The organism is Bradyrhizobium sp. CCH5-F6, from assembly GCF_001556045.1.
Classification (GTDB): Bacteria; Pseudomonadota; Alphaproteobacteria; order Rhizobiales; family Xanthobacteraceae; genus Bradyrhizobium.
In genome coordinates, this window is record NZ_LSIC01000012.1 from 297,858 (window position 1) to 311,760 (window position 13,903).

Here is a 13,903-nt window from a genome sequence, read left to right on the forward strand (position 1 = left end):
TCGACAAAGACAAGCCAACACCAAGCGTGCTATAAAGTCTAATCGTCGTTTCTAATCAATATCGATAAATCTGATTTATCGATCGGGAAATCCTTCCAATGCTGGACTTCAGGTCGATCGAGACTTTCCTGTGGGTCGTGAAGCTCGGCAGCTTTCGTGGCGCCGCGCAACGGCTCAACACGACCCAGCCCGCGATCTCCCAACGCATCGCGCAGCTCGAGCGCGAGATGGGCGTCAAGCTCCTGAATCGCGATCATCGCATCGCCTCGCCGACACCGAGCGGCCGGCAGATGATGGTCTATGCCGAGAAGCTGATCGGTCTGCGGGCCGCGATGATGGCGGAGATCGGCGACCGCTCGGCGATGCGCGGCGTGATGCGCCTCGGTGTCGCCGAAACCATCGTGCACACTTGGCTGCCGCGGCTCGTGAAGAGCGTGAACGAGGTCTACCCGAACCTCTCGCTGGAGATCGAGGTCGACATCACGCCGAACCTCACCGCGCGCCTCCTCGCGCAGGAGATCGAGCTTGCTTTCGTGGTCGGACCGCTATCCGCCTCCGGCGTGCACAACCGCGTGCTCGCCGATTATCCGATCGGCTTCCTCGCCAGTCCCTCGCTCGGGCTCGGCAAAGGCCCGTTGACGCCGGCGCAGCTCGCGCGGTTTCCGATCATCACCTTCCCGCGCAAGACCAAGCCCTACGAGGTCGTACGAGAGGTGTTCGACCGGCCGGAGCTGCCGCCGATCCGGCTGCACGCCTCCGCTTCGCTCGCGACGGTCATCCACATGGCGATCGAGGGCCTCGGCATCGCCGTTATTCCCGACGCCATCGTCGAGAACGAGCTCGCCGACGGGCGACTGCAACTGCTCGACACCGATCTTTCGATCGCGCCGCTGACCTTCACCGCGAGCTGGCTCGCCTCGCCCGACGTCGTCGCCGTGGAGCGCGTCGCCGAGCTTGCACGGCAGATAGCGCAGAGCAGCCTCGCGGTTGACGCGCCCGCGCAGGCGCGTCATTGAAAAAGCGCCGGACAACCTTCAACGTCGTTCCGGGGCGATGCGACAGCATCGAACCCGGAATCTCGAGATTCCGGGGCCGGCTGTTTGAGCCGCTCCGGAATGACAAACTGAGAGACTGACCGCATGAGCCGAGCCGCCACCAATCTGCAAATCGATTCCGCCCGTCTCTGGGGCTCCATCCACGAGACCGCAAAGTTCGGCGCGACGGCCAAGGGCGGCGTACGGCGGCTGACGCTGAGCGCGGAAGACAAGCAGGTGCGCGACTGGTTCCGCAAGGCCTGCGAGGAGGCCGGACTGGAAGTCCACATCGACGCGCTCGGCTCCATGTTCGGCCTGCGCAAGGGCCGCGACATGTCGAAGCCGCCCGTCGGCATCGGCTCGCATCTCGATACACAGCCGACCGGCGGCAAGTATGACGGCATCCTGGGGACGCTCGGCGCACTGGAGGTGATCCGGACGCTGAACGATGCCGGCATCGAGACCGAGGCGCCGATCTGCGTCGTCAACTGGACCAACGAGGAAGGCTCTCGCTTCGCGCCTGCGATGATGGCCTCCGCCGCCTATGTCGGCGACTTCACCACCGACGACATTCTGTCGCGCAAGGACGCAGAAGGCGTGACAGTGGGCCAGGCGCTCGACGGCATCGGCTATCGCGGCGACAAGCCGGTCGGCTTCCAGAAGCTCGGCTGCTTCGTCGAGCTGCACATCGAACAGGGTCCAATTCTGGAAGCGGAAGGCAAGACCATCGGCGTGGTCGATTCCGGTCAGGGCGTATTGTGGTACGACGGCAAGATTTCCGGCTTCGAGAGCCATGCGGGTTCGACGCCGATGCCACTGCGACGCGATGCGCTGGCGACACTGTCGGAGATCGTGCTGGCGATGGAAGCGATTGCCAGGAAGCATGGGCCCAATGCGGTCGGCACCATCGGCGAGGCCGTGATCGCAAATCCCTCGCGCAACGTCATTCCCGGCGAGATCGCCTTCACCATGGACTGCCGCAGCGCCGACGGCGCCATCATGGATGCGCTCGATCGCGATCTTCGAGCGGCCATTGCCGAGATCGCCGCGCGACGCAAGGTCGAGGTCAAGATCGATCTGGTCTGGCGCAAGCCGCCGACGCATTTCGATCCGAAGTTGATCGCGGCGGTCGAAAATGCGGCGAAGACGCTCGGCTATGCCTCCCGCCGCATCACCTCCGGCGCCGGCCACGATGCCTGCAATCTCAACACCGTCATGCCTGCGGCGATGGTCTTCGTGCCCTGCAAGGACGGCATCAGCCACAACGAGCTGGAGGACGCGACGCAAGCGGACTGCGCCGCGGGCACCAACGTGCTCATGCACACCGTGCTGGCGATCGCCGGCGTCGCGTCCTGACTGGAGAAGAAGCCATGCGCGGAGTTTTCGTCGACGCCAATGAAGCCCTCGCCGTGATCATGGAGCGGCTGGAGAAACCCGGCGACCCAAAGGTGCGGATCCACAGGGATCCCGACATCAAGCCGGAGCAATATCCCGAAATCCTCGACGGCGCCGAGATCGCGATCGTCGACCACACCGCGCTTCCCACCGACGTGGCGAGGAAATGCACGGGGCTGAAGCACGTCGTGTTCCTCGGCACCGGCGCGCGCAGCTACATGAACCCGGAGGAGCTCGCCGAGCTCGGCATTTCCGTGCATCTGATCAAGGGCTATGGCGACACGGCAGTGGCCGAGTGCGCGATCGCGCTGATGTGGGCCTCGGCCCGCGTCATCGCGATGATGGACCGCGAGATGCGGGCCGGGAACTGGCTGCGCGAGGACGGCATGCAGCTCACCGGCAAGACGCTCGGCCTGATCGGGTTCGGCGGCATTGCCGCCGAGGTCGCGCGCATCGCGACCGGCTCGGGCATGAAGGTGATCGCCTGGAATCGCTCGCCGAAGAGCTATCCCGGTGTCGAGTTCACCGATCTCGATACGGTGCTGGCGAAGAGCGACGTCGTGTCACTGCATCTTCTGCTCAACGACGAAACGCGCGGCATGATCACGCGCGACAGGATCTTCGCGATGAAGCGCGGTGTCATTCTCGTCAACACCGCCCGCGCCGCGATCGTCGACGAGGCCGCCATGATCGAGGCGCTGAAGTCCGGCCACATCCGTCATGCCGGCCTCGACGTCTTCAATACGGAGCCGCTCCCCGGCGATCATCCGCTGACGAAGCTGCCGAACGTGACGCTGTCGGCGCATTCGGCCTTCCGGACGCCGGAGGCGAGCGAGAACCTGATTGGCGCGGCGTGGGAGCACTGCCGCCGGATCGTGAATTCGTAGGGTGGGTTAGCCCTGCAGTTGCGCGAAGCGCATCTGCAGGGCGTAACCCACCACTGTATATTTCCGCGGACGCAGAAGCGGTGGGTTACGCCTTCGGCTAACCCACCCTACACTCCCCGCCATATTGTGAAGGGACAAGAGCGACAACACATGGCTGACTATCGCACCATCAAGGCCGAAGCGCTCACCAACGTCGTCCGCGCCATCGTCAAGGCCGGCGGCTCCTCGGACCGAGAGGCCGAGCTCGTGTCCACCAATCTCGTCGAGGCCAATCTCAAAGGCCACGACTCGCACGGCGTCGGCATGATCCCGCGCTACATCCAGAGCGTCACGACGGGCGGCCTCGCCGTGAACCAGCACGTCAAGATCGTGCTCGACACCGGTCCGCTTCTCACCCTCGACGGCCTCACGGGCTACGGCCAGGTGATCGGCTATGAAGCGATGGAGCTGGCCGCCGAGCGCGCCAAGCGCAATGGCGTGTGCCTCGTCGGCCTTTCCAACTCGCACCACATCGGCCGCATCGGTCACTGGGCCGAGCAGTGCATCGACCATGGACTGGTCTCGATCCATTTCGTCAACGTGATCTCTCGGCCGATCGTGGCGCCCTGGGGCGGCAGCGATGCCCGCCACGGCACCAACCCGTTCTGCGTCGGCATCCCGCGCAGGGGCAAGGACCCGATCGTGCTCGATTTTGCCACCAGCAGGATCGCACAAGGCAAGACCCGTGTCGCCCACAACAAGGGCGTCGAGCTGGAGCCCGGCACCATCATCGACAATGAAGGCAAACCCACCGTCAATCCGCGCTACACCGTGATCCCGCCGCACGGCGCGATCCTGCCGTTCGGCGAGCATAAGGGCTCGGGGCTCGCGCTGGTGTGCGAAATCCTCGGCGGTGCGCTCTCAGGCGGGCAGGTGGTCAAGGGCCCGTCCGACGGCAAGCATAACGTTCTCAACGGCATGCTCTCGATCGTCATCGACCCGGGCAAGCTCGGCACCGGCGAGAACCTCGCACGTGAAGTCGAAAGTTTCGTCGCCTGGCACACCGCGTCGCCGCCTGGCCCCGGGATCGACAAGGTGAGGATCGCCGGCGAACCTGAGCGCGAGACCAAGACAAAGCGCCTCGCCGAAGGCATTCCGGTCGATCCGACCACCTGGCAGGAGATTCTTGAGGCTGGGAAGAAGTTCGGGCTGGATCAGGCGGCGATCGAGCAGATCGTGGGCTGATCGGGAACGAAGCGCATCGCTCCGCTTCGTTCCGACCTCATGGACGATCGCGCATGTGAGGCTGGACAACGGCGAAAGGTCGCCGCGGCCCGCGGAGCGGATTTGAACCGGCCCGCGTGGTCTTGCGACAACGCGGATGTCCCGGCCCTCATCCGCCTCCGAGGTTCACATGCTCTCCCGTCTCGCAAAGCTCATGTCCGGCACAAGTCAGCCGTCACACGCCGCCGACCTCTACCGGCAACGGCTCGCCATCTATGAGAGCGAGCTGGGCGAACCCGAATACAGTTTCACGGACAGCGCGGAGCGCCGCATCGACATCCACGCCTTCGGCCGCGATTTCGTACCGGTGTGCCAGGAGGGCTCTGACGAGGGCTACGTGCTTCTGACCAACGGCATGAGCCAGCAACGGATGCCGGGGGTGCTTGGGGACGCAAAGCCGCGTGCCGAGCTGATGTGGTATGTCCGCGAACCGACGGAGGAGGTTTGCGCCAATCTGCGCTGGCTTGCCAACCTGCCGTTCATCGACACGACCTGGTTCGGCTTCGGCCATCGTGTCGCGCTGCCGCGGCCGCCGGTTGCAGGAACGGACTTCGAGACGTTCCTGTTTCTCACGCCGATCATCGGCCCCGATCAGCGGATCGCCGAGGCGCTGGAGATCGCGGGCGATCCCGTGGAGATCCTGACCGTAAACCTGATCTCGCATCAGGAACTCGGGCTCATCAAGTCCAGGGGGCTCGATCCGTTTCTCGACCTGCTCGACGAGAACAACTACCCGCCGATCTTCGATCCGATGAGGAAGTCGTACGTGTAGGGTGGGTTAGCTGAGCGGATGCGCAAAGCGCATCGGCTCGGCGTAACCACCTCTTCTGCTTCTGCGGATATGAATAGCGGTGGGTTACACCTTCGGCGAACCCACCCTACGCAGGTCCCCCGCCTCAATCCACCATATCTGCGACGGCCTTGCCGCAGGCCGTGGTGTCGGCATTGCCGCCGAGATCCTTTGTGCGCAGCGTGCGCTCGGCCAATGTGCGCTCGATTGCCTCGACGATCGATCTGCCTGCTTCCTTCTCGCCGAGATGCTCGAACATCATTGCGCCCGACCAGATCATGCCGATCGGATTGGCGATGCCCTGCCCCGCGATGTCGGGCGCCGAGCCGTGCACCGGCTCGAACACCGAGGGGAAATCGCCCTCGGGATTGATGTTGCCTGATGGAGCGATGCCGATCGTGCCGGTACAGGCCGGGCCGAGATCGGAGAGGATGTCGCCGAACAGATTGGAGCCGACGACGACGTCGAACCAATCCGGATGCAGCACGAAGTTCGCGGTCAGGATGTCGATGTGGTACTTGTCCCACTTCACGCCCGGAAACTTCCTGGCCATCGCCTCCACGCGCTCGTCCCAATAGGGCATGGTGATGGAGATGCCATTGGACTTAGTCGCCGAGGTCAGGTGCTTCTTCGGCCGCGACTGGGCGAGCTCGAAGGCGAATTTCAGGATGCGGTCGACGCCGGTGCGGGTCATCACCGTCTGCTGCGTCACGAACTCGCGCTCCGTGTCCGGGAACATGCGCCCGCCGACGGAGGAATATTCACCTTCCGTGTTTTCGCGCACCACCCAGAAATCGATGTCGCCGGGCTTGCGGCCCACCAAGGGCGACGGCACGCCGGGCATCAGCCGCACCGGGCGCAGGTTCACATACTGGTCGAACTCGCGACGGAATTTGATCAACGAGCCCCACAGCGAGACGTGATCCGGGATCTTGGCCGGCCAGCCGACCGCGCCGAAATAGATCGCATCGTGCTTGCCGATCTTCTCCTTCCAGTCGTCAGGCATCATCTGGCCGTGCTTCTCGTAATAGTCCCAGGACGAGAAGTCGAAATGGTCGAAATGCACGGAGACGCCGTGCTTCTTCGCCGCCGCCTCCAGAACGCGCAGCCCCTCCGGCATGACCTCCTTGCCGATGCCGTCGCCGGGAATGACCGCGATCCGGTACTGTTTCTTGCTCATCGAGAACGTCCTTGGTTTGGTCCGGCAGTCGCCGCGTTTTGACCGCACTGCAATGGACCAAAGTCGCGGACGGTGCAACGCTGCACTGCAATGTTGACCATGGCGCGGCCGAGCGCCTACTGATTTGATCCTGTTCCCATCCTGCGAGTACCCCATGGATCTGCATCTGCGCGGCAAGCGCGTCCTGATCACCGGCGCGTCCAAGGGCATTGGCGCAGCCGCTGCCGAGGCGTTTGCCGAGGAAGGCGCGCATCTCCTGCTCGCCGCCCGCAGCGGCGAGGCGCTCAAGGCGCTGGCCGACCGCCTGCGCTCCGCCCACCAGATCGACGCCGCAACGAGCATCGTCGATCTGCGCAAGGAAGAAGACGTGGCGCGGCTGGCGAAAGAAGCCGCCGACATCGACGTGCTCGTCAACAATGCCGGCGACATCCCCGGTGGCTCGATCGACAAGATCGACGAGGCGACCTGGCGCCACGCTTGGGAACTGAAAGTGTTCGGCTACATCAACCTGACGCGGCACGTCTACGCACAGATGAAAGCGAAGGGCGGTGGCGTCATCGTCAACGACATCGGCGCGGCCGGCGAAAAGTTCGACGCCAACTACATCTGCGGCAGCGCCGGCAATGCCGCGTTGATGGCGTTCACGCGTGCGCTCGGCGGCAAGAGTCTCGCCGACAACATCCGCGTGATCGGCATCAATCCCGGTCCCGTCGGCACCGATCGCCACGTCACCCTGCTCAAGACGCGCGCAAAACACCAGTTCGGCGACGAGAGCCGCTACAAGGAATTCCAGAAGAGCCTGCCGCTCGGCAGGCCTGCGCACGCACGCGAGATCGGTGATCTCATGGCGTTCCTGGCATCGGATCGCTCCGGCTATACGTCCGGCGTGATCTACACGGTGGACGGCGGCATCAGCGCGGGATGGGGTTAACTCGATCCTCGTCGTTGCGAGCGCAGCAAAGCAATCCTGGAATGCATCCCCGGTGGGAGTCTGGATTGCTTCGCTGCGCTCGCAATGACGAAAGCAAGAATGGGCATAGGAGTAAAACAATTGTCTCAAGACCTGATCCGCGAAACCGCATGCGCCGTGGTCGACAAGCTGCGGTCCGGTGACGTCTCGCCGCTCGAGCTTCTGGATGTGCTGGAGAAGCGCATCAAGGAGGTCGACGGCAAGGTCAACGCGCTGCCGACACTGTGCTTCGACCGGGCACGGGATAGCGCCAAGGCGCTGATGCGGAAGCCGGCCGGTGCGCGCGGGCTGCTCGCCGGCTTGCCGGTCCCCATCAAGGATCTGACCGATGTTGCAGGCGTGTTGAACACGCAGGGCTCGCCAATCTTCAAGGACAACATCCCCGCGAAGTCCGACCTCATGGTCGAGAACCTCGAGGCCAACGGCGCGGTCGTCTACGCCAAGTCGAACACGCCGGAATTCGGCGCCGGCGCCAACACTTTCAACGAGGTGTTCGGCGCGACGCTCAATCCCTGGGACACGACGAAATCGGCAGCGGGCTCCTCCGGCGGTGCGGCCGTGGCGCTCGCAACCGGCATGGCCTGGCTCGCCCAGGGCTCGGACATGGGCGGCAGCCTGCGCAGCCCCGCGGCATTCTGCGGCGTCGTCGGCATGCGCCCGAGCATCGGCCGTGTCGCGCATACCCCTAAATCAGGTATCGATCGCAATCTCGGCGTGGTCGGCCCGATGGCGCGCAACGTCGAGGATCTCGCGCTGCTGCTCGATGCCATGAGCGGCGACTATGCGGACGATCCGCTGTCGCTGCCCGCCCCTGCAACCTCGTTCCTTTCGGCGGCACAGGCCGGCAAGAAGCCCAAGCGCATCGCTTATTCACCCGATCTCGGCATCACGCCGGTCGATCCCGAAGTGAAGGCCATCACGCGCAAGGCCGCCGAACGTTTCGCGGAGGCCGGAGCGATCGTGGAGGAGGCGCATCCGGACTGGCGCGAGGCGCATGAATGCTTCCACGTGCTGCGCGCGTTCGACTTCGCGATCACCAAGGCCAACTTGTTGCGTACCAAGCGCGACCTGCTCAAGCCCGAGGTGATCTGGAACATCGAGGAAGGTCTCAAGCTCACGGTCGAGCAGCTCGCGCGCGCCGAGGCGCAGCGCGTCGGCATGACCGCGCGGGCCGTCGAGTTCTTCAAGAGCTACGATCTCCTGCTGGTGCCGACGACGATCGTGCCGCCCTTCCCGATCGAACACCGCTATGTCGCAGAATGCGCCGGCAAGAGGTTCGACAATTACGTCGAATGGCTCGGCATCGTCTACGCCATCACGCTCGCCTGCTGCCCGTCGCTTTCGCTGCCGTGCGGCTTCACGGCATCGGGCCTGCCGATCGGCGTGCAGGTCGTCGGCGCACCGCGTGCCGACGCGCAGGTGATCGCCGGCGCGAAGGTGCTGGAGGATATTCTGGGCCTGCGCGGCACGACGCCGATCGAGCCGAAGGTGAAGAACTGACGTCTCCGTCATGACAACGCCGCCTCGCATCGCCCTCATCCACGCCCTCAAGCACTCCATCGCCCCGATCGAGGCGGCGTTCGCGACGGCGTGGCCTGAGGCTCGGCTGATGAACCTGCTCGACGACAGCCTGTCTGCGGATTTGGCGCGCGACGGCGCGCTCACCGACGCCATGACCCAGCGCTTCCTGGCGCTGGGCGATTACGCAGCGGCGACGGGCGCGGACGGGATCTTGTTCACCTGTTCGGCCTTCGGTCCCTGCATCGAAGCCGTCGCGCAGGCGCACGCGTCGATGCCGGTGCTGAAGCCGAACGAGGCCATGATCGAACGTGCGGTGACCATGGGGCAGCGCATCGGCCTGCTCTCGACTTTCCCGCCGACCTTGGCCTCGATGCCGCCCGAGTTTCCTACCGCCGTCGAGGTCGTACCGAAGCTTGCCGAGGGCGCGCTGGCCGCGCTCGACCGCGGCGACCGTGCCATGCATGATCGGCTGATCGCGGAAGCATCTCGCGATCTGCGCGACTGCGACGTCATTGCGCTGGCGCAGTTCAGCATTGCCGCGACCGCGCCGCTCGTCGCCGAGGCCACCGGCCGCCCCGTCGTCACCACGCCGGACAGCGCCGTCGACAAGCTGATGCGGCTTCTTAAGGCGAAGGCTTAAGCGCCGGCCTTTGTCCGGCGCCGCGCATCCTTGATCGCGACCGCGAGCGCAGCCTTCGTCTCGTTCACGAAGTCCTCGACCAATTCCTCACGCGTGGCATGCGCCACCTCGCCGGTGAACAGGCCCTGCTCGGCCAGCATCACCACCCCGTGCAGCGCGGCCCAGATCTTGAGCGCCTGCCGCTCGCGCAGGTAGCCGACCGCCGGGGCCTCCAGCGCTTCGATCACGAGCGCAAAGGTTTCGCGCGTCGCCTCGTGCAGCTCGCTGCCCTTGGCCGCGCAGGACACGGTGCGCGAAGCGAACATCAAGCGGTAGATGCCATTACGGCGCAGACCGAAATCGAGCGTCGCCTGCGCGAGCCGCGAGAGCTTCGACTGCTTCGACGGCTTCGCCATCGCCTCGCGCAGAATCGCTGTGAGTTGCCGGAATGCCTCCGCCGTGACCGCCGCGAGCAGCGCCTCGCGGTCGGCGAAATGCCGGTATGGCGCCGGCTGCGAAACACCGAGCTGCCTGGCAAGCGCCTTGATGCTGATCGCCTCGGCGCCGCCCCGCTCCGCCTCGCGCAATGCGGCCTTGATCAACGCGTCGCGGAGATCGCCATGGTGATAGGTCTTCTCGGGCTTGCGAGCGAGTTGTGAACGCATGTCGGGGAGAAGCCTATAAGTTTGCGCTTGACAGGGGAAGCCCGCCACGAATGTAATAGGATATAACTTAGAACAATCCCAGACGAGGAACGCGCCGCCCTTTCGGGCCCTGCGCGCACACGACCAAGGAAGCCGCAATGTCAGAGCGACTGAAGGTTCACGTCGATCCGGACAAGTGCCAGGGCCATGCCCGCTGCAAGGCACTCGCACCGGAACTTTTCGAGCTCGACGAATATGGCAACGCGCACGTAGCCGGCGACGGCACCGTCCCGCCGGGGCTCGAGGACAAGGCCTGGCTTGCGAAATCCAACTGCCCGGAAATCGCGATCGACGTGATCGAGGAATAGCGCGGCCGTTTCCGCCCCCCATGCTTTCAGCGAACACGAGCCAAGGGATTCCCTGCCATGTCCGACGTCAATCAGCCCACCGCCCATCCGCCCGTGACCGACTGGGTTCATGATTTCGACCACACCGATCCGCAATGGACGGAGGACCCCTTCCCGATCTGGGACGAGCTGCGCGCCGCAAGTCCCGTGGTCCACTCGAAACGGTTTCTCGGCTGCTACCTGCCGACGACCTATGAAGCCGTGCGCGAGATCGCCAACGACACCGAGCACTTCTCATCACGCCGCATCATCGTTCGCGACGTGCGCCCCGAGGTCGCCAGGAACGCGGCGCCGCCGATCACCTCCGATCCGCCCGAGCACAAGCCGGCCAAGCAATTGCTGCTGCCGCCCTTCACGCCGGATGCGATGAAGAAGCTCGAGCCGCGGGTCCGCGCCATCTGCAACGAGCTGATCGACGAGTTCATCGCCGACGGCAAGGTCGATGCTGCCGCACGCTACAGCAAATACATCCCGGTTCGGGCGATCGCGCACATGCTCGGCATCCCCGAGAGCGACAGCGATCTCTTCATCAACTGGATTCACATGATCCTCGAGCTCGGCATCAAGGACGAGAGCAAGCTGCTCCAGGCCGTGCAGGAGATGACCGCCTATTTCAGCGGCCACATCGAAGCGCGCAAGAACAAGCCCAGCGACGACCTGATCTCCTATCTGATGAACGCCAGGGACAAGCAAGGCAATCCGCTCGAGGACTCCCACGTGCTGGGTTCGCTGCGCCTGCTGCTGATCGCCGGCATCGACACCACCTGGAGCGCGATCGGCTCCTCTCTCTGGCATCTTGCCAGGACGCCGGCCGACCGCGCGCGGCTGATCGCCGAGCCCGGGCTGATGCCGACCGCGGTGGAGGAACTGCTGCGCGCCTATTCGCCGGTGACGATGGCACGCGAGGTGGTCAAGGAGACGACGGTTTCGGGATGTCCTGTCAAGCCGGGCAACATGGTGCTGTTGTCCTTCCCAGCCGCCAACCGCGACCCCAGGATGTTTCCGGACGCTGACAAAGTCGTGATCGACCGACGCGAGAACCGCCATGCCGCCTTCGGCCTCGGTATCCATCGCTGCGTCGGTTCCAACCTGGCGCGAATGGAGATGCAGGTTGCGCTGGAGGAATGGCTGAAGCGGATTCCGGATTTCCGCCTCGATCCGGCGGGCACAGTGACCTGGTCGCAGGGCACGGTGAGAGGCCCCCGGCAGTTGCCATTTTTGCTGGGAAAGGCGATGTAGGCCTTCCGACACGAGTACGGAGACGCCGGACGGCCATGGCTGACGACAACGAGCCATCCGACAGCAAGCTGACGCGTACCAAGGAGAAGTGGGCGCGCGAGGGCCGCTTCCTCACAGGGAAGATCACGCGGCCGGAGGATCAAAGGCTTCCCCCCGGCCAGCACCTCACCAAGGATTGGCCTGTGCTCGATCTCGGGGTCGTCCCGCCGGTGTCGCGGGAGCGCTGGCGGCTCGACGTCTATGGTGCAGTCGAGACGCCCGTGTTCTGGACCTTCGCCGAATTCACCGCACAGAAGCAGGAGCGGTTCACCTCCGACATCCATTGCGTGACGACCTGGTCGCGCTATGACAACGAGTGGGAAGGGCTTGCGACGCGTGAGCTGCTCGCGGCCTGCCGGCCGCGCGACGATGCGCGGTTCGTGGTGCTGCATTCCTACGATGGCTACACCACGAATCTCGCGTTGCAAGACTTTGCCGCCGAGGACGCTCTGCTCGCCCATAGCTGGTCGGGCCAGCCGCTGAGCGAGGAACATGGCGGCCCGGTGCGGCTGGTCGTGCCGCATCTGTATTTCTGGAAGAGTGCCAAATGGCTCCAGGCCATCGAATTCCTGACGGAGGATGCGCCGGGCTTCTGGGAAGTCCGCGGCTATCATAACCGCGGCGATCCCTGGGCCGAACAGCGCTATTCGGGCGATTAGGTTCAAGCAAGGACGGGGAATCCCATGCCGACGGAACGCTTTCAATTCACCGGAGAAGGCGGCCATCAGCTCTCGGCCGTGCTGGAGCTGCCGGACGGGGAGCCCGCCGCCTATGCGCTGTTCGCGCACTGCTTCACATGCGGCAAGGATACGCTGGCGGCTAAGCGGATTTCCGTGGCACTGGCGGCCAGAGGCATCGCGGTGCTGCGATTCGACTTCACCGGGCTCGGCTCCAGCGAGGGCGACTTCGCCAATTCGACGTTCTCCTCCAACGTCGCCGATCTCGTGCGCGCGGCCGACCATCTGCGCAACGCCCGCAAGGCGCCGTCCATCCTGATCGGCCACAGCCTCGGAGGTGCCGCGATCCTGGCGGCAGCAGGGCAGATCCCCGAGGCCAGGGCGGTCGTGGCCATCGCGGCGCCGTCCGATCCCGCCCACGTCGCCGGTCTGTTCAAGGAGCATATCGACAATATCCGCACCCAGGGCGAGGTCGAAGTCTCGCTCGCGGGACGCCCGTTCCGGATCAGGCGTGAATTCCTCGACGACGTCGCCGAGCACGAGCTGATCAAGGACGTCGCCGGCCTGCACAAGGCGCTGCTGGTGATGCATTCGCCGGTCGACGACACCGTCGGCATCGACAACGCGACGAAGATTTTCGTTGCGGCGAAGCATCCCAAGAGCTTCGTCTCGCTCGATCATGCCGATCACCTGCTGACGAAGCCCACCGACGCGCTTTACGCGGCCGACGTGATCGCGGCCTGGGCGAGCCGTTACATTGACGCAGCAAAGCCCGCAAAGGCGATGGATCTACCCGAGGCTCCGCGAAAGGTCGTGGTACAGGAGACCCGCAAAAGCAAGTTCAACCAGACCATCACCGTCGGCCCACACCATCTGGTGGCAGACGAACCCGTTGCGGCGGGCGGCGCAGATGCCGGGCCAGGCCCGTATGATCTCCTGCTCGCCGGCCTCGGCGCCTGCACCTCCATGACCATGCGCCTCTACGCCGACCGCAAGTCACTGCCGCTCGAGCGCGTGACCGTCTCGTTGAAGCATTCCAAGATCTACGCAAAAGACTGCGAAGAATGCGAGACGCGCGAGGGCATGCTCGACCAGATCGAGCGCGACATCACGATGGACGGCGTCCTCGATGCCGAGCAACGCAAGAAGCTGATGGAGATCGCCGACAAGTGCCCGGTGCACCGGACGCTGACGTCGGAGATACGCATCGTGACGAAGGCCGTGGAGTAGGCACTTGC

General features: G+C 64.7%; 14 protein-coding genes. 12 read left to right on the top strand and 2 right to left on the bottom strand.

Features of this window, described 5'->3' with window-relative positions; genetic code table 11:
* Positions 1-98: 98 nt before the first annotated feature.
* The 5 genes from AX729_RS02185 (at position 99) to AX729_RS02205 (ending at position 5,351) form a co-directional block, all read left to right on the top strand.
* Positions 99-1,016, top strand: a complete 918-nt coding sequence (locus tag AX729_RS02185) for a LysR family transcriptional regulator (protein WP_061020247.1) — start codon at positions 99-101, stop codon at positions 1,014-1,016.
* Positions 1,017-1,139: 123 nt separating this feature from the next.
* On the top strand, positions 1,140-2,390 hold the full coding sequence (locus AX729_RS02190) for a Zn-dependent hydrolase (RefSeq protein WP_061020248.1): 1,251 nt from the start codon (positions 1,140-1,142) through the stop codon (positions 2,388-2,390).
* Positions 2,391-2,404: 14 nt separating this feature from the next.
* A complete protein-coding gene (locus AX729_RS02195; RefSeq protein ID WP_061020249.1) occupies positions 2,405-3,316 on the top strand; it encodes an NAD(P)-dependent oxidoreductase in 912 nt (303 codons plus the stop codon).
* A gap of 150 nt (positions 3,317-3,466) precedes the next feature.
* On the top strand, positions 3,467-4,540 hold the full coding sequence (locus tag AX729_RS02200) for a malate/lactate/ureidoglycolate dehydrogenase (RefSeq protein WP_061020250.1): 1,074 nt from the start codon (positions 3,467-3,469) through the stop codon (positions 4,538-4,540).
* A 169-nt stretch (positions 4,541-4,709) separates the two neighbouring features.
* Positions 4,710-5,351: a suppressor of fused domain protein gene (locus AX729_RS02205; protein ID WP_061020251.1), complete on the top strand. Its 642-nt coding sequence runs from the start codon at positions 4,710-4,712 to the stop codon at positions 5,349-5,351.
* Between the two features lie 124 nt (positions 5,352-5,475).
* Here AX729_RS02205 and AX729_RS02210 read toward each other — a convergent pair whose 3' ends face one another.
* Positions 5,476-6,549, bottom strand: a complete 1,074-nt coding sequence (locus AX729_RS02210; protein WP_061020252.1) for a tartrate dehydrogenase — start codon at positions 6,547-6,549, stop codon at positions 5,476-5,478.
* Between the two features lie 154 nt (positions 6,550-6,703).
* On the opposite strand from AX729_RS02210, the gene AX729_RS02215 reads away from it, so the two are divergent.
* From AX729_RS02215 to AX729_RS02225, 3 genes are all read left to right on the top strand, one after another.
* Positions 6,704-7,480 (top strand): SDR family oxidoreductase, encoded by a 777-nt coding sequence (locus AX729_RS02215; RefSeq protein ID WP_061020253.1) that lies wholly within the window; start codon positions 6,704-6,706, stop codon positions 7,478-7,480.
* 120 nt (positions 7,481-7,600) lie between these two features.
* Positions 7,601-9,019: an amidase gene (locus tag AX729_RS02220; RefSeq protein WP_061020254.1), complete on the top strand. Its 1,419-nt coding sequence runs from the start codon at positions 7,601-7,603 to the stop codon at positions 9,017-9,019.
* 10 nt (positions 9,020-9,029) lie between these two features.
* Entirely contained in the window at positions 9,030-9,680 is a 651-nt protein-coding gene (locus tag AX729_RS02225) for an aspartate/glutamate racemase family protein (RefSeq protein WP_061020255.1), read from the top strand.
* Here AX729_RS02225 and AX729_RS02230 read toward each other — a convergent pair.
* Entirely contained in the window at positions 9,677-10,324 is a 648-nt protein-coding gene (locus AX729_RS02230; RefSeq protein ID WP_061020256.1) for a TetR/AcrR family transcriptional regulator, read from the bottom strand. The genes AX729_RS02225 and AX729_RS02230 overlap by 4 nt on opposite strands.
* 137 nt (positions 10,325-10,461) lie before the next feature.
* On the opposite strand from AX729_RS02230, the gene AX729_RS02235 reads away from it, so the two are divergent.
* Genes AX729_RS02235 through AX729_RS02250 form a run of 4 tightly spaced genes read left to right on the top strand, consistent with a single transcriptional unit; the run spans position 10,462 to position 13,895 of the window.
* On the top strand, positions 10,462-10,671 hold the full coding sequence (locus AX729_RS02235) for a ferredoxin (RefSeq protein ID WP_061020257.1): 210 nt from the start codon (positions 10,462-10,464) through the stop codon (positions 10,669-10,671).
* Between the two features lie 57 nt (positions 10,672-10,728).
* Positions 10,729-11,949, top strand: coding sequence for a cytochrome P450 (locus AX729_RS02240; RefSeq protein ID WP_061020258.1), 1,221 nt, complete (start codon positions 10,729-10,731; stop codon positions 11,947-11,949).
* 35 nt (positions 11,950-11,984) lie between these two features.
* Complete coding sequence (locus AX729_RS02245; protein ID WP_061020259.1) at positions 11,985-12,647, top strand: sulfite oxidase-like oxidoreductase; 663 nt, start codon at positions 11,985-11,987, stop codon at positions 12,645-12,647.
* 24 nt (positions 12,648-12,671) lie between these two features.
* Positions 12,672-13,895 (top strand): bifunctional alpha/beta hydrolase/OsmC family protein, encoded by a 1,224-nt coding sequence (locus AX729_RS02250; protein ID WP_061020260.1) that lies wholly within the window; start codon positions 12,672-12,674, stop codon positions 13,893-13,895.
* The last annotated feature ends 8 nt before the right edge of the window (positions 13,896-13,903 follow it).